Source organism: Parafrankia colletiae (genome assembly GCF_001854655.1).
Taxonomy (GTDB): Bacteria; Actinomycetota; Actinomycetes; order Frankiales; family Frankiaceae; genus Parafrankia; species Parafrankia colletiae.
In genome coordinates this window covers 1-14,554 of record NZ_MBLM01000004.1, presented here as the reverse complement: position 1 = coordinate 14,554, position 14,554 = coordinate 1, and the positions used below count along the sequence as shown (strand labels likewise).

The window sequence follows — 14,554 nt, the reverse complement described above, 5'->3', positions numbered from 1 at the left end:
GCTCCAAGCAGTCGGCGATGTCGCCCTCGATGAACCAGGTCGTGCCGGTCCACGTCGAAGCGATCTCGTCGAGAGCGGTGTGACAGCCCCGGACAGGCCGGAAACCATGCGACCTGGCCGAGAACTGCGGCTCGTAGTACGCCTCCAACAGCAAGCGCACCACCTCACCGACCAGCTTGTCCGACCAGGACGGCAGCCCCAGGGGCCGCAGGTTCCCGTTCTTCTTGGGGATATAGACCCGGCGGGCAGGTGTGAACCGGTAACGCTCGGCCCGCAGCCCTTCGATGATCTCCCGGATGGTATCCAGGCTCATCCCGTCGGGTGTCTTGCCATCGACCCCGGGTGTCATCGCGCCATCGTTGGCGTAAATCTTCCCGTAGGCCATGAGGAACAGCTGCTCGTTGAACAGCTGCCGATACAGTCTTTCCAACGAAAGTTTCCTTCCGCCCCTGTCACGCAGGACAGCGAGGACCGTGTCGGCGCTCTGCATTCCGCATACCTCCTCCGTCTCTCGTCATCCGCATCGCCTGTGCCCCTTCGCCCTGTGGACGGCCTTCCCGTCCTCCCAGGCCGGTCGTGACTCCGGCGACTACTACGGGCACTCCGTCACCGCCAGCCGTACTGGGACGGTGATCCCACGTTCGTCTCCGACATACGATCTAGCGCGGCTGTAGGCGCCCACTCATCTCCTTGAATGCCCTCGTCGGACATCGCTCCCGCCGCGATAGGTTGCCCGGGGTGAACCAGTACACCCCCGGCACGACGGGCACCGGTTTCAGATGCCTTTCCGGTCGCAGTAAATTGCTGCCGCTGGAGATTGGGTTCAAGCAGTCAAGCCTTCGCCATACCGCGCGGGTCCCCCGGCGCGCCGTCCCTGGCATCTGGACCCGGCCACCGGTTTCCTGGCATGCTCTTGTCCCCTTCGCCTTTCGGCTCCAGGTAAGCCATCGGACCCAGCAGACCTCCCTTCGAGTCTGTCCCACCTGCGGTGGGGATACATCGGAGCGCCTCGTGGCGCACTGGTTCGCCTTCACTGTCAGGATGTAATGCGCCCCGCGGCTGATCAGCCAGCGGGCGGTCTCGGTCTGGGTATGCAACGCGTCCGCTGTGACGATCACGCCGGTCAGGTCGAGGCCGGTGAGCAGGACAGGCAGCGTGGGAATCTCGTTGGATTTCGCGTCGACCGCGACCTGGCCCAGCACCACACCGGTGTCATGGTCGAACGCGGCGAGGAGACGCCGACCCGAGACCTCGCCGGTACGGGAACCCCGCAGGGTCTTGCCGTCGACCGCGACCCGCCGCCGTATCCCCGGGTCCGGGCTGGTCGCCGTGGTGGCCCACGTTCCCAGCGCCGTGTCCAGCGCGTCAGCGTCGAGGGCCGCGAACACCCGGCGGAACGTCGAGGCGTCCGGCGCTCGGTCCAGACGATCAGTTCCGGGCATGCTCTGGTCCAGARCATCCGCCGCGGCCACTACGAACTCGCCACCGACACCGACCCACAGCTCCGGCTGGCAGCCGCATTCATGGAACTCGCCGCCGCGATCTGACCGAAGGTCACCATGGCCGCTGGCATGCTCTGCCATCTACGAACGCAACACCGCCGGGGCGGGCGGTGCGGCGCCGGGACGTCGGCTTACCGTGGGGGGATGCCGCCGAGTTGCCGGGCGATTCCCTGGGCGGCGACCTGGAGCACGGCGGTGAGGCGGCCCCGGTCACGCCGAATGGTCGCCGCGACAATACCGATCGCCGCGACCACCTCGTCCTCGCGGCGGACCGGCACGGCGACGGAGCAGGCGCCGAGAGACATCTCCTCGACCGTGGTGGCCCAGCCCTCGTGGCGGACCCGCTCCAGCTGTTTGAGCAGCAGGCCCGGCTGCGTGATCGTGTAAGGGGTGACCCGGGTCAGGGAGGAGAGGACACGGTGGCGGACGTCCTCGGGCGCGTGCGCGAGCAGCACCTTGCCGACACCGGTCGCATGCATCGGCAGCGTCGAGCCGACGCTGCTGACGACCGGGACCGAGGCAAGGCCGGACATCCGTTCGACGTACAGCACCTGATGGCCGTCACGGACAGCGAGATGGACCGTGGCGCGGGTGGCGGCGTGGATGTCGTGCAGGAACGGCGAGGCAGTCTCGCGCAGGGTTGACTGGATGGGGGCCAGCAGGCCGAGGTCCCACAACCGGCGGCCGATGACGTAGTCGCCGTCGGCGCGGGCGAGGGCGCCGTGGCGCACGAGTTCGGCGACGAGCCGATGGACCGTGGCGGGCGGGAGGTCGGCGCGGCGGGCGATCTCCGTCAGCGACAGGCGTGGGTGGTGTTCGTCGAAGCCGGAGAGGATGGACATGATCCGTCCCGTGACCGTCGCTCCTGGGGTGCCGGTGTTTCCCGCCATGGACGAATTCTTCCACTGAGCGGAGAAGGTATGTGTGCTTCCGCATGCGCCGGTCCTACGCTGCCGGCTCATGAGCAGCTCTCCCGCGTCGGCCCCCGGGCTGGAGCCGCAGTCCGTGATCAGCGCCGAGATCGCGGGCATCAGGGCCGACAGTCAGCACGCGGGTGCGGAGGAGACCCAGCCGCGTCTGGACTACCCGCCCTACCGCATCAGCCGCCTGCGGTATCCACTCAGGCCGCCGCACACCGTCGATCCCGAGACGATCGAGCGGGGCTCCCTGCTTCGGGGTCGGCGATGTCGATCCCATGGAGTTTGGCCTCACCGATCGGCCCTGCCGGGGAGCCGATCGGTGAGCGCATCATCGTGACCGGCCGGATCACCGACGGCGGGGGACGGCCGGTCCGCGGGCAGCTCGTGGAGATCCGGCAGGCCAACGCCGCCGGGCGCGTCGCGCACCAGGCCCCCGCCGAGGCTCCGGAGCGGGTCGCCGACCTGTTGCGCGCAACTTCCTCCTTTACGCCCGGCCGTCGTCTCCCCGGGACGGAGATCTACGACGCCGGCATGGTCGTGCGCCACGAGGTCCTCGGTGGTGCCACATCGACCGCGCGACGGCGGCCATCACCACCTTCACCGCGGATTTTCAAGAGCCCACCCCCACCTATGCCTGGGACACCATCTGGACCCGCTGCCTGGGACACCATCTGGACCCGCCCCGGCCTCGGCAGCCGCAGCCACTCGATGATCATGCTCACGGCGCTCACCGCCGACGGTCATCGGGAGAAGCTCACCACGCACGTCCGCACGGCGCTGCGCAACGGCTAAGCACGATGAAATCAGGGAGGTCATCCTGCAGAGCGCGATCTACTGTGGCGTCCCGGACGCCCAACACCGCTTTCCGCGTCACCGCAGAGATTCCGGCCGAGGAGCCGACGTCTTGATTGTCGACCAGGTGGCCTCCGACCGGGAGCCCAGGGCAAGGGTGCCCCGTGACCAGGCCAGGAGTTCGCAGCGGTGACCTTTGTCTACGCGGCAGTCCGCACGCCCTTCGGCCGCTTCAACGGCGGGCTCGCCGGGGTGCGCGCCGACGACCTGGCAGCCGGGGCCATGCGGGCGGTACTGGCGCAGGCTCCGGGCCTCGATCCTGAGGCGATCGACGAGGTCGTCTGGGGCAACGCGAACGGCGCCGGTGAGGAGAACCGCAACGTCGGCCGGATGGCCGCTCTGCTCGCCGGGCTACCCGTCGGCGTGCCGGGCACCACCGTCAACAGGCTCTGCGGCTCTTCGCTTGACGCCGCGATGATCGGTTCCCGTGAGATCGACACCGGTGACGCCGCCGTCGTACTTGTTGGCGGTGTGGAGTCGATGACCCGTGCCCCGTGGGTTCTGCCGAAGCCGACGCGCGCCTTCCCGGCAGCCGACGTCACCGCGGTCTCCACGACACTCGGGTGGCGGCTGGTCAACCCACGGATGCCACAGGAGTGGACGGTCTCGTTGGGCGAGGCCAACGAGCAGCTCGGCGACCGGCACGGCGTCAGCCGGGAGCGCCAGGACGGTTTCGCGCTCAGGTCGCACCGGCTCGCAGCTGCCGCCTGGGCGGACGGTTTCTACGACGATCTGGTCGTCCCTGTCGAGGGCGTGGACCTGGTCCGGGACGAGGGCATCCGAGCGGACTCCACGGCGGAGAAGCTCGCCGGTCTCCGGCCTTCGTTCCGTCCCGACGGGACAATCACGGCTGGCAACGCCTCGCCTCTCAGCGACGGCGCGTCGGCCGTTCTGCTCGGGTCGGAGCAGGCCGCGGCGACGATCGGACGCGGGCCGTTGGCCCGGATCGCCGGCCGTGGCACCTACGCGCTGGAGCCTCAATCGTTCGGCTATGCGCCCGTCGAGGCAGCCTCGATCGCGCTGCGGCGGGCCGGGATCGGCTGGGAGCGGGTGGGCGCGGTGGAGCTCAACGAGGCGTTCGCGGTGCAGTCGCTGATCTGCGTTGACGCCTGGGGGATCGACCCTGAGATCGTCAACACTCGGGGCGGCGCGATCGCGATCGGTCATCCGCTGGGCGCCTCGGGCGGGCGCGTGCTGGGCACCTTGGCCAAGGTGCTGCGTGAGCGCCGTGAGCGCTGGGGGGTCGCCGCGATCTGCATCGGTGTTGGCCAGGGTCTCGCGGTCGTCCTGGAGAACACCACGACGGCGTGAGACCGGCACAAGTGGCTTTCGTAGGTGACACTCCCACCTTCACAGCCACAGGAGCCCCTCGGTCCCGGCGACCCCGTCCTTCGGTCCTCCTGTGACGTGGCCTCGGTCCCAGCGGCGGGGCCGCTGGGACCGAGGCCACGTCACAGGGCCACCCCCACGGTCAGTAGCCGCAGGCGATCTAATCCTCCCAGTGCGGGGGCCCCGGACTTCACCGTGGTGAAGTCACCGTGGCCCGCACGAGAGCGACCTGGTCAGGGTCCGCGGCCCGCTCGAGGCCGCATTCGGCGTCACGTTGACCATCTCCACAGGGCGGCAGAGAGGGATGTGTCAACGGCCGGGCCAGCCGGTGTATCCCTCGGCGAGGTAGGTGGATCCGGCCGTCGAGGCGACGAGGGTGGTGAGCTCGCCGAGCTGGCGCTGCTCGTCGAACTCGCTGGAGTCTTCGGCGCGGTGGAGCATGGTCGTCATCCAGTACGAGAAGTGCTGCGCCTTCCATACCCGGTCGAGGGCCCGGGCTGTGTAATGCTCCAGCACGGTGAGGTCATTCTTGGTCAACGCCTGTTGGATGGTGTCCGCGAGCAGCCGAACGTCGGCGAGCGCGAGGTTCAGGCCCTTCGCGCCGGTCGGGGGCACGGTGTGCGCGGCGTCGCCAGCGAGGACCAGTCTGCCGTGCCGCATCGGGGTCTGGACGAAACTGCGGAACGGCAGCACGGTCCGTTCGATGACCGGCCCTTCCTTGAGACGGAAGCCGTCCTCGCCGGCGAGCCGGGTCTGCAGCTCGTTCCAGATCCGGTCATCGGACCATTCGTCGGGATTCTCGGATGGGTCGCACTGGAAGTACATCCGCTGCACCGACTCGGTGCGCTGACTGATCAGTGCAAATCCGTCGCGGGACCGGGAGTAGATCAGCTCGGGGGCGCTCGGGGGTGCCTGGACGAGGACGCCGAACCAGGCGTAGGGGTATCCGCGGAAGTACTGCGTCACCCCAGGAATCAGACTTCGGCAGATGCTGCGGGAGCCGTCCGCGCCGACGACCAGGTCGGCGGCGATCTCGTGTCGGTGACCGGTGGCGTCGGTGTAGCGCACCCGGGGAGCGTTCAGGATGTCGACGACCTCAGTGTCGGTGATGCCGAATCGCAGATCGGCGCCGTCGGCGGTGCGGGCGCGATGGAGGTCGATGAAGATGTCGGTCTGGGGGTAGAGCCAGCACGAGGCACCCGCGAGGTTCTCGAAGTCGATCCGGTGGCTGAGCCCACGGAAGCGCAGCGAGATGCCCTCGTGCCGGTGGCCGTCGCGCAGGACGCGGTCCAGTCCCGAGTCGACCAGAAGACGTACGCTGTCGCGTTCCAGAATTCCGGCGCGGTGTGTCGTCTCGATGGTGCGAACGGCCCGGTTGTCGATCACGACGCTGTCGATCCCGGCGAGGTGGAGCAGGTGGGAGACCATCAGGCCGGCGGGGCCGCCGCCGACTATGGCGACCTGGGTGCGGGTGGTGCTGGCGATCGTGGTCATGGCGTGTCCATCGTGATGTTGAGGCGTGCCTGCAGCTCGGCGATGGAGGCGCCGAAGGTCTGTCGCGCGACGACGCCGTGAGGTGTGACGTCGAGGACGGCGAGGTCGGTGTAGATGCGGGTGACGCAGCGGACGCCGGTGAGGGGGTATGTACAGGCCGGGACGACCTTCGGGGCGCCGTCCTTGGTGAACAGCGTCATCATCACGTAGACGTCCTTGGCGCCGATGGCCAGATCCATCGCGCCGCCGACGGCGGGGATGGCGTCCCGCTCGCCGGTGTGCCAGTTGGCCAGGTCGCCGGTGACGGATACCTGGAACGCGCCGAGCACGCAGACGTCGAGGTGACCGCCGCGCATCATCGCGAACGAGTCTGCGTGGTGGAAGTACGCGGCGCCGGGCAGTTCGGTGACGGGCAGCTTGCCGGCGTTGATGAGGTCCGGGTCGACCTGCTCGCCGGCGGCGGCAGGACCCATCCCGAGCATGCCGTTCTCGGTGTGCAGGACGACGCCGCTGGAGGGGCCGAGATGGTCGGCGACCCTGGTGGGCTGGCCGATGCCAAGGTTCACATAGGACCCCGCGGGAATGTCCCTGGCGATCAGCGCGGCCAACTCGTCGGCGGTGAGCGGGCCTCGGTCGGTGTGCTCGATTGCCGCAGAGTGGTCTTTCGGGATGCTGCTGCTCGCTGCCATCTAACGGGCTCCCTCGACGATGTACCGGCGGGCCGGGACCGCGACGAGCCGGTCGACGTAGATACTCGGAGTGATCACGGCCTCGGGGTCGAGTGAACCGGCGGGCACGACCTCGTTGACCTGGGCGACGACGGTGCGAGCGGCGGTGGCCATGACTGGTCCGAAGTTGCGGGCGGTCTTGCGGTAGACGAGGTTGCCGAGGGTGTCGCCCTTGAAGGCGCTGATCAGCGCGACGTCGCCGGAGATGGGGTACTCGAGAACGAAGGTGCGTCCACCGAGGACGCGGGTCTCCTTGCCCTCGGCGAGCGGGGTACCGACCCCGGTTGGGCAGAAGAACGCCCCGATCCCGGCGCCGGCGGCGCGGAGCCGTTCGGCGAGGGTTCCCTGCGGCACGACCTCCAGGGCGACCTTCCCCGCGCGGTAGAGACCGTCGAACACGTAGGAGTCCGTCTGGCGGGGAAACGAGCAGATCACCTTGCGTACCCGGCCGGCCTCAAGGAGCGCCGCCAGGCCTACCGTCCCGTTGCCGGCATTGTTGGACACGATGGTGAGGTCGTCCGCGCCCTGCCGGATCAGCGCGTCGATGAGGTCGAACGGCATGCCGGCCAGACCGAACCCGCCGACGAGAACCGTGGACCCGTCCTCGATCCCAGCGACTGCCTCGTCGGCTGTGTCCAGCACTAGTGCCCGGCTCATCGGCCGGCCTCGGTGTCGGTCTCCTGGGCGAGCACCTGCGCGGCGATCCGGAACGCGGTGTTGGCGTCCGGCACACCGCAGTAGATCGCGCTCTGCAGGATGACCTCCTTGATCTCGTCGGTCGTGAGCCCGTTGCGTAGCGCCGCGCGTAGGTGCATCGCGAGCTCGTCATGGTGGCCGCGGGCGATGAGCGCCGTGAGGGTGATCATCGAGCGGCTGCGTCGGTCGAGGCCCGGTCGGGTCCAGATCGTGCCCCAGGCGTACTGGGTGATGAGCTCCTGGAACTCGGCCGTGAAGCTGGTCGCCGCCGCGGTCGCCCGGTCGACATGGGCGTCGCCGAGCACCTGGCGGCGCACGGCCATGCCGGCGTTGTAAACGTCCGTGATGGTGGGCGCCTCCGTGGGCGGCGGCGTGGACAGCGCGCCGCGAAGGAGGTCGGCGACCTGGTGGGGGGCTTCCGCGGGGGCGAGGTGCGCGACGTCGTCGAGCACGGCCAGCTGCCCGTCCGGCACCTTCGAGACGATCTGTTCGAGCGTTGCCCGTGGTGTCACGACATCGTGGGCTCCCGCGATCGCGAGCACGGGCGTCTCGATGTCGGCGAGCCGTTCCCGGGCGTCGAAGGCGGCGAGCGCCTCGCACGCCTGCGCGTAGCCCTCAGGGTCGACCTCGACCAGATCCCGTAGCAGCTCAGCGGCAACGCCCGGCTCGCGGTCGAGGAACCCGGGGGCGAACCAGCGCTGCGTCGAACCGGTGACCATCGCCGCACAGCCGGACGCGCGGACGGTCGCGGCCCGGTCCCGCCATGCCGCCGCCTCGCCGATCTTCGCGCCAGTGCACAGCAGCGCCGCGTGACGCACCCGGTCCGGCGCGTCCAGCGCAAGAGCGAGGCCGACTGTGCCGCCAAGCGAGACTCCGGCGTAGGCGAACCGTGCCTCGCCGTCGCCGCGAGCCGCCGTCACGTCTTCCACGTAGTGAAGTACACCCCTGGCCAGCTCGGCGATCGTGAAGGGCTCGTCGACGGGTGCGCCGTCGTGGCCGGGCAGCTCCCAGCCGACGACGTGGAAACTGTCGCCGAGTGCACCGGCGACCTTGGACCACAGCGCGGTCGACGAGGTGCCCAGCGACGGACCTACGACCAGCAGGGGCAGGTCGAGGCGGCCGGCGAGCTCGACACCAGTGATCTGGGGGACGGTCATTGTCTGGCCTCCAGGTAGGCGTTCGCTCGCGCGAGCACAGCGGTGATCACTGCGTCGGCGGCACCGAGGTAGTCGTCGTCGGGCGGCGCCTTCCCGACGAACGCGGCGATCGAGCGGCGTTCCGCCGTCAGGTCCTGCCACGCGGCCCTGGCTGCGCCCCGCATCCGAGCGTCGTCGACCCGCAGCCCGCGCAGCAGCTCGCTGGTGTGGCTCGCCGCGACGACGGCGCGGCGTGCGAGTTCGCGCACGGTGGGCCACTCGGTGTGCCATGCGCCATCCGGACGCTCGTCCCCGGCCAGGGCCGCAGCAAGGTGCAGCGTCGAGGCCAGCGCCGGCGCCGTGAGTGCCGCGCGCCGGATGAGCACCGACAGCACCGGGTTGCGCTTGTGCGGCATGGTCGACGACCCCCCACGACCGTCGACCGCTCGCTCGAGCAGTTCGCCGATCTCCGGACGGGACAGGGTGGCGACGTCCGTGGCAATGCGCCCCCAGGCGTCGGTGCCAGTGACCAGTGCATCGGCGATTGCTGTGAAGGTCGTGCGGGTGGTGTGCCACGGAGGTGCGGCTCGCAGGGCGAGCGCGGACGCCGCATCCGCCACGACCGTGGTGGTCACCGCGACCGGGTCCGCGACGCCGCGCAGTCTGGCCAGCTCGACCACGGCCGCCAGTGTCCCGGCCGCGCCCCCGAACTGCGCCGGCAGCGGTATCCGCGCGAGGGAATCGGCGACGTCGAGCACTCCGGTCAGCCAGCCGGCCGTCTTGGCTCCGAAGGTAGTCGGTACGGCGTGCTGGGTTAGCGTCCGCCCCGCGATCAGTGTTCCCTGGTGGGCGTGAGTCAGGACAACCAGCGAGGTGACCTGGTCATGCAGCTCACGGTGTACCCGTTCGGCCGCGTCGCGCAGCATCAGGACTAGGCTCGTGTCGATCACGTCTTGGCTGGTGAGGCCCCGATGCACCCAGGCCGCGCCCAGCCCGCGGGCCCGCTCGCGCCACAGGGCCACGAGCGCCGGCACCGGATTCCCTGCGCCCTCGGCCACGTGGGCCACCTCGGCCAGGTCATCAGGTCCGACGAGCCCGGTCAGTTCGACGGTGCCGGGAGCTATCCCCGCCCGTGCGAGGGCGTCGAGCCACGCCTGCTCGACCCGCACCATCGCCGCCAGCCACGCCACCTCACTGGCGAGGTCGCCGGCGCGCTCGTCACCCGGCCAGAAGAGATCACCCACGGGTCACTGGCCCGGGAACCGTAGAAAGACGGTCTCCTGTGCGCCTTGCAGGTGGATGTCGAACACGAAGCCCCGCTCGCCGCGCGCCGCGATCAGAGTTTGACGGCGCTCCGCCGGCAGCGAGGCCAGCAGCGGGTCGGCGGCGAGCGCCGCACGGTCGCCGGGCAGGTAGGCGCGGGTGAAGAGGCGGTGCAGCAGGCCGCGAGCGAAGATCGTGACGGCGAAGAACGCCGCGCTGCCGGGATCCGCCGGGCCGGGCACGAGGGTGCTGAACGCGTACTGGCCGTCCCGGCCGGTGGACGCACGCCCGAAGCCGGTGAACGTCCACCCGTCGCGGCGTAACGAGCCGGGACCGCGCGGAATGGTCCCATCGGGGCTGGTCTGCCAGATTTCCAGGAGCGCGTCCGCCACCCCGCTACTCGCGCCGTCGAACACTCGGCCCCGCAGCGCCACTGATCCGGGGCTTCCTGGCGGCACCAGATCGCGGTCCCCCTCATAGGGGAGGCCGTAATGGAAGAACGGGCCGACGGTTTGGCCGGGCGTCGCGATCAACGTCATACCGCGACCTCGAGCTCGGGAAGGGTCCGCTGGCCGCCGGTGAGAACGATGTCCCATCGGTAGCCGGTGGCCCACTCATGGCTGGTCAGGTCGTGGTCGTAGGTCGCGACCAGTCGGTCGCGAGCCCGCTGGTCCACGATCGACTGGTAGATCGGGTCGAACGCGAAGAGCGGATCCCCCGGAAAGTACATCTGCGTGACCAGGCGTTGGGTGAAGCAGGTGCCGAACACCGAGAAGTGAATGTGCGCTGGTCGCCAGGCGTTGAGATGATTGCGCCAGGGGTAAGGGCCCGGCTTGATCGTCTGAAATCTGTACCGGCCCTCTTGGTCGGTCAGGCACCGTCCGGCGCCCGTGAAATTCGGGTCGAGGGGTGCCGGATGCTGGTCGCGCCGGTGTACGTACCGCCCGGCGGCATTCGCCTGCCAGATCTCGATCAGCTGCCCCCGGACCGGCCGGCCGTCGCCGTCGACCACCCGGCCAGTGACGAGGATCCGCTCGCCGATCGGTTCGCCCGGGTGACCGATCGTCAGGTCGGCRTCCAGTGGGTCGACATCGCGGTCGCCGAAGCAGGGGGCCRAGCGCTCGATCGCCTCCGGGTCGACCTCGATCGGGACATGGGTGGGATGTCGCAGCACAGTGCTTCGATAGGGCGGGTAGTCAAGACGCGGCTGGTTCTCCTCCCCCTCCGTCTCCTGGTAGCCGGCGGCGATGGCTGCGATCTCCGAGCTGATCACGGTCTGCGATCCGAGCGTCGGTGCGGCGGGACCACTCATGGGACGCAGCGTAGGAGCGAGTCGGYCGACCACCAACGTGTTCGCTTCCGCTCAGTGGAAGACTGGTCCTCGTGGCAGGAAACACGAGCAGCCCGGAGGCGACCGTCGTGGAGCGGATCATGGCGATCTTCGCGGCGTTCGACGAGCACCACACCCGGCTGTCGCTGTCGGACGTCGCGCGGCGGGCGGAGCTGCCGCTGACGACGCTCCATCGCCTGGCGGGGGAACTTGTGCGGCATGGCGCGCTGGCGCGGGTCGGCGACGATTACGTCATTAGCCGACGGCTATGGGAGATGGGTCTGCTCGCCCCGTTCGAGTCGACGCTACGCGAGGCAGCCGCGCCCTTCCTGCACGACATCTACGCCGCCACCCGCGCCACGGTCCATCTGGCCGCGACGGCCAGGAGGTGCTCTACCTGGAACGGATGGCGGGCCGGGCCTCGGTACCTGTCGTGAGCTCGGTGGGATCGACCCTGCCGATGCACACCACCGGCGTCGGGAAAATCTTGATCGCCTCCGCGCCGGAGGCAGTCCTGCGGTGTCCTCGCCTCGCTCACCCGCATCACCCCCTACACGATCATTCAACCGGGACGGTTGAGCGAGCAGTTGAAGGAGATCCGCCGCACCGGCTACGCGACGACGGTCGAGGAGATGTCCCTGGGCGCCTGCTCCGTCGCCGTTCCGATCTACTCCCGGGAGCAGGTCGTGGCCGCGCTCGGCGTCGTCGTGCCGACCCTCAAACGCGACCGCGGCCGGCTCACCGCCGCGCTCCGGGTAGCTGCCGCAGGGATCTCACGCCAGCTCGGCACCGCGACGGCGCGATAGCCCTGTCACCGCCAGGCACAAGGACGGCGCGCAGAGAACCGCCGCCTTGATCCGTGCAACCGGGTGAACGCCGGTCATGGCTGATAGTCGCTGTGGACCGCGGTGCGGAAGCCGATCGGTGTGCTGCCGGTGCGCTGGTGGAAATACTTGTTGAAGTTCGTCGCGCTGGTGAACCCGAGCCGGGCGGCGATCTGCGCCGCGCTGTTGTCGCTGTGCGCGAGAAACCGGCGGGCTTCGAGGATGGTTCGGCGGTCGATGTAGTCCTTGGCGTTGATGCCGGCCGCCGCCTGGGTCGCGCGGGACAACGTACGGGTGGAGTAGCCGAGTGCGCGGGCGTAGTCCTCGAGCCGGCGGGTGCGGGTGAAGTCGCGTTCCACCGCGTCGCGGAATCGCGCGAAGGTGTGGTTCGGTTCGGGAGCGGGTTGGCCGGGTACGGCGTCGAGGTGGGTGAGGCGTAGCAGGAGCACCGCGAGCAGGTGCCGCAGCACGGCTTGCCGTACGTCGAGGGGTAGCCGGCCAGGCGCGGTGAACGCGTGGGCGAGGTGTCCGATGGATTCGGTCAGCCGATCTCGGTCATCGCCGACCGGTTCGTAGACGACGGGCGCGTGCGGGTCATCCGGGCGGGCTGTGGCGACGGTGTCGGGATCGAGGAACTCGGGCTGGAAGAGGATCAGTGTGCCGTCCAGGTCGGCGAGCTGGCCCCATTGCTGGACCTGGCCGGGCCGGACCCACAGCCACATACCCGGTTCGAGGGTGTAGCTGGTGAAGTCGACGGTGTGCCGCAAAATCCCGCGGCTGAGCGTGAGCAGGTGGTGGAACGCCGGGCGTTGCGGGACGGCGAGAAGTCTGTGGCTGGCGCGGGAGCGGAGCCGGCCGAGATCCAGGGGTCTGTTGCGTTACGGGATGGCAGGGCATGGCTGACCCTGCCGAGCGGTGATCAGATCGCGGCGGCGAGTTCCATGAATGCGGCTGCCAGCCGGAGCTGTGGGTCGGTGTCGGTGGCGAGTTCGTAGTGGYCGCGGCGGATGTTCTGGACCAGAGCATGCCCGGAACTGATCGTCTGGACCGAGCGGAGGCGTTTCAGCCCGCGCATCGGCCGGAGCCGCGCTTTCAACCGGCCGTGGTCGGCTTCGATCCGGTTGTTCTCCCGCGCGGCGTCGACGTGGCAGGCCCCGGGAAGCAGCTCGTCGAGGATCCGCGGGTAGACCGAGGCCTTGTCGGTGGTGACCTCGGCTGGCCGGCGCTCCTGCGCCAGGGCCCGAACGAAGAAGCGCCGGGCAGCGAGCTGGTCGCGTCGCTCGCTGGCGAGAACGTCGATGACCTGGCCATGCTGGTCAACGGCCCGGTACAGATACGTCCACCGGCCCGCGACCTTCACGRCAGGGTGGGCCGTGGGGCGAGGTGTCTGCTGGGCAGGTCCTTTTCCCCACGGCCTCCCGCCGAACCGGACTGGCTCGTTTCCGAGCATCCGGCTCTCCAGTGATTTATGCCGTGAGTGCTGCGGGTGCTGTTCCCGTGTGGGTGTGCTCGTGGCAGGCGGCGCAGACTATGAGAGTCTTGCGGCGTCGTTGTGCCATGAGCATGGCCCATGCGGGCTGGGCCGGTCCGGCTGGTCCGAGGTCGGCGAGTTTTCGGATCTGGTGGACCTGCATATCTCCGGCGCTCCCGCACAGCTCGCACCTGCCGGTCAGCAGCCGTTCGACTACTTCCCGGCGAGGGTAAGCGAACCATTGCGGGACGCGGTCACGGATGACCGCGGTTTTCTGCCGTCGCAGTGGGATTCCACCGAACCTGGCGACCAGGGGTTTTCTACCTGTCCGCTCGATGACTGCTTCCATGCAGGCTCGTGGCCCGTACGGCGTGGTGACGGTCGCGGCATGTTTCGCCGCCATTTTCGTCACGGTCGAGCGGTGCTTCGACGCGAGTGTCTTGAGCAGCGAGGTCACCATGACCCATCGCAGCCGGCCAAGACGGTTCACGTCCGCGGCGAGGAGGTAGTACTGGACGATGCCTCGATACTCCGTGCCGTAGGCCGCGACGATGTCGTAGTCGTCGTGGTGGAGCACCTGGGTTCGACGCGCGGGTTTGCCACGCTGGAGATACGGAGCACATTTTTCCCTGATCACCGATCGCGGGACCCGAAGACCGATATGGCCGTTCACGTGCCGTTGGCCGCGGGTGACTCGCCGATCATTGTGCTGGACGGTGATCTCGTAGCCGAGGAACCGTGCCGCGCCTGTTCGGGCGTGGGTGACCAGCGTTTTGTCCTGTGACAGTTCCAGCCTGAGGTCGTCACGTAGGAACCGCGTCAGGCGCTGTTTGATGTCCTCGGCCTCRGCTTTCGGTCCGGCGAACCCGAGCAGGATGTCGTCGGCGTATCTGACATAGCGCAGCCGCCGGTAGCCCGGATCCTGGGGATCGCAGCTGGGCAGGTTACGCATACGTTGACGGACCCGGCGCACCTCGGCGGGGTCACCGCGTCGGCGTGCTCGTGCCAG

13 protein-coding genes and 5 pseudogenes are annotated in these 14,554 nt (G+C 69.2%); 5 read left to right on the top strand and 13 right to left on the bottom strand.

Going from position 1 to position 14,554, the window contains the following annotated elements; genetic code table 11:
* Together CC117_RS03315 and CC117_RS38560 are read right to left on the bottom strand one after the other, a co-directional pair.
* Nucleotides 1–490, bottom strand: a 490-nt coding sequence (locus tag CC117_RS03315; RefSeq protein ID WP_241829790.1) for a reverse transcriptase domain-containing protein, incomplete at its 3' end; no start/stop codon positions are given.
* Between the two features lie 169 nt (nt 491–659).
* Nucleotides 660–1,442: an ISAs1 family transposase gene (locus CC117_RS38560; protein ID WP_241829791.1), complete on the bottom strand. Its 783-nt coding sequence runs from the start codon at nt 1,440–1,442 to the stop codon at nt 660–662.
* Here CC117_RS38560 and CC117_RS03310 point away from each other — a divergent pair.
* Nucleotides 1,401–1,547, top strand: a pseudogene (locus tag CC117_RS03310) (IS6 family transposase); the annotation flags it as partial. The gene CC117_RS38560 and the pseudogene CC117_RS03310 sit on opposite strands and share 42 nt — an antisense overlap.
* 86 nt (nt 1,548–1,633) lie before the next feature.
* Here the strand turns inward: CC117_RS03310 and CC117_RS03305 are convergent.
* A complete protein-coding gene (locus CC117_RS03305) occupies nt 1,634–2,392 on the bottom strand; it encodes an IclR family transcriptional regulator (protein ID WP_071082302.1) in 759 nt (252 codons plus the stop codon).
* Nucleotides 2,393–2,462: 70 nt separating this feature from the next.
* On the opposite strand from CC117_RS03305, the pseudogene CC117_RS40245 reads away from it, so the two are divergent.
* The 3 genes and pseudogenes from CC117_RS40245 to CC117_RS03295 form a co-directional block, all read left to right on the top strand.
* Nucleotides 2,463–2,851 (top strand): annotated as a pseudogene (locus CC117_RS40245) (dioxygenase family protein); the annotation flags it as partial.
* 102 nt (nt 2,852–2,953) lie between these two features.
* Nucleotides 2,954–3,330, top strand: a pseudogene (locus tag CC117_RS40240) (carboxymuconolactone decarboxylase family protein).
* A gap of 73 nt (nt 3,331–3,403) precedes the next feature.
* Nucleotides 3,404–4,585, top strand: coding sequence for a thiolase family protein (locus tag CC117_RS03295; protein ID WP_071082301.1), 1,182 nt, complete (start codon nt 3,404–3,406; stop codon nt 4,583–4,585).
* Between the two features lie 327 nt (nt 4,586–4,912).
* On the opposite strand, the gene CC117_RS03290 is transcribed toward CC117_RS03295, so the two are convergent.
* Genes CC117_RS03290 through pcaH form a run of 7 tightly spaced genes read right to left on the bottom strand, consistent with a single transcriptional unit; the run spans nt 4,913 to nt 11,232 of the window.
* Complete coding sequence (locus tag CC117_RS03290) at nt 4,913–6,097, bottom strand: 4-hydroxybenzoate 3-monooxygenase (protein ID WP_071082300.1); 1,185 nt, start codon at nt 6,095–6,097, stop codon at nt 4,913–4,915.
* On the bottom strand, nt 6,094–6,786 hold the full coding sequence (locus tag CC117_RS03285; protein ID WP_071082299.1) for a 3-oxoacid CoA-transferase subunit B: 693 nt from the start codon (nt 6,784–6,786) through the stop codon (nt 6,094–6,096). The genes CC117_RS03290 and CC117_RS03285 overlap by 4 nt, the downstream gene beginning before the upstream one ends.
* Entirely contained in the window at nt 6,787–7,482 is a 696-nt protein-coding gene (locus CC117_RS03280; protein ID WP_071082298.1) for a 3-oxoacid CoA-transferase subunit A, read from the bottom strand. It lies immediately after the preceding gene.
* Nucleotides 7,479–8,678: a bifunctional 3-oxoadipate enol-lactonase/4-carboxymuconolactone decarboxylase PcaDC gene (pcaDC, locus tag CC117_RS03275; protein WP_071082297.1), complete on the bottom strand. Its 1,200-nt coding sequence runs from the start codon at nt 8,676–8,678 to the stop codon at nt 7,479–7,481. The genes CC117_RS03280 and pcaDC overlap by 4 nt, the downstream gene beginning before the upstream one ends.
* Nucleotides 8,675–9,901 (bottom strand): lyase family protein, encoded by a 1,227-nt coding sequence (locus CC117_RS03270; protein ID WP_071082296.1) that lies wholly within the window; start codon nt 9,899–9,901, stop codon nt 8,675–8,677. The genes pcaDC and CC117_RS03270 overlap by 4 nt, the downstream gene beginning before the upstream one ends.
* 3 nt (nt 9,902–9,904) lie before the next feature.
* Nucleotides 9,905–10,459 carry a protocatechuate 3,4-dioxygenase subunit alpha gene (gene pcaG, locus CC117_RS03265; protein ID WP_071082295.1) on the bottom strand — a complete coding sequence of 185 codons (555 nt, stop codon included), beginning with the start codon at nt 10,457–10,459 and terminating at the stop codon, nt 9,905–9,907.
* On the bottom strand, nt 10,456–11,232 hold the full coding sequence (gene pcaH / locus CC117_RS03260) for a protocatechuate 3,4-dioxygenase subunit beta (protein ID WP_071082294.1): 777 nt from the start codon (nt 11,230–11,232) through the stop codon (nt 10,456–10,458). The genes pcaG and pcaH overlap by 4 nt, the downstream gene beginning before the upstream one ends.
* Nucleotides 11,233–11,303: 71 nt before the next feature.
* Between pcaH and CC117_RS40235 the strand changes: the two are divergent.
* Nucleotides 11,304–12,056, top strand: a pseudogene (locus tag CC117_RS40235) (IclR family transcriptional regulator).
* A gap of 74 nt (nt 12,057–12,130) precedes the next feature.
* On the opposite strand, the gene CC117_RS03250 reads toward CC117_RS40235, so the two are convergent.
* The 3 genes and pseudogenes from CC117_RS03250 to CC117_RS03240 all read right to left on the bottom strand — a co-directional run.
* Nucleotides 12,131–12,841, bottom strand: a complete 711-nt coding sequence (locus CC117_RS03250; protein WP_198541709.1) for an AraC family transcriptional regulator — start codon at nt 12,839–12,841, stop codon at nt 12,131–12,133.
* A 152-nt stretch (nt 12,842–12,993) separates the two neighbouring features.
* A pseudogene (locus CC117_RS03245) lies at nt 12,994–13,434 on the bottom strand (DDE-type integrase/transposase/recombinase); the annotation flags it as partial.
* Between the two features lie 106 nt (nt 13,435–13,540).
* On the bottom strand, nt 13,541–14,554 hold a 1,014-nt coding region (locus CC117_RS03240; protein ID WP_321572579.1), incomplete at its 5' end, for a group II intron reverse transcriptase/maturase.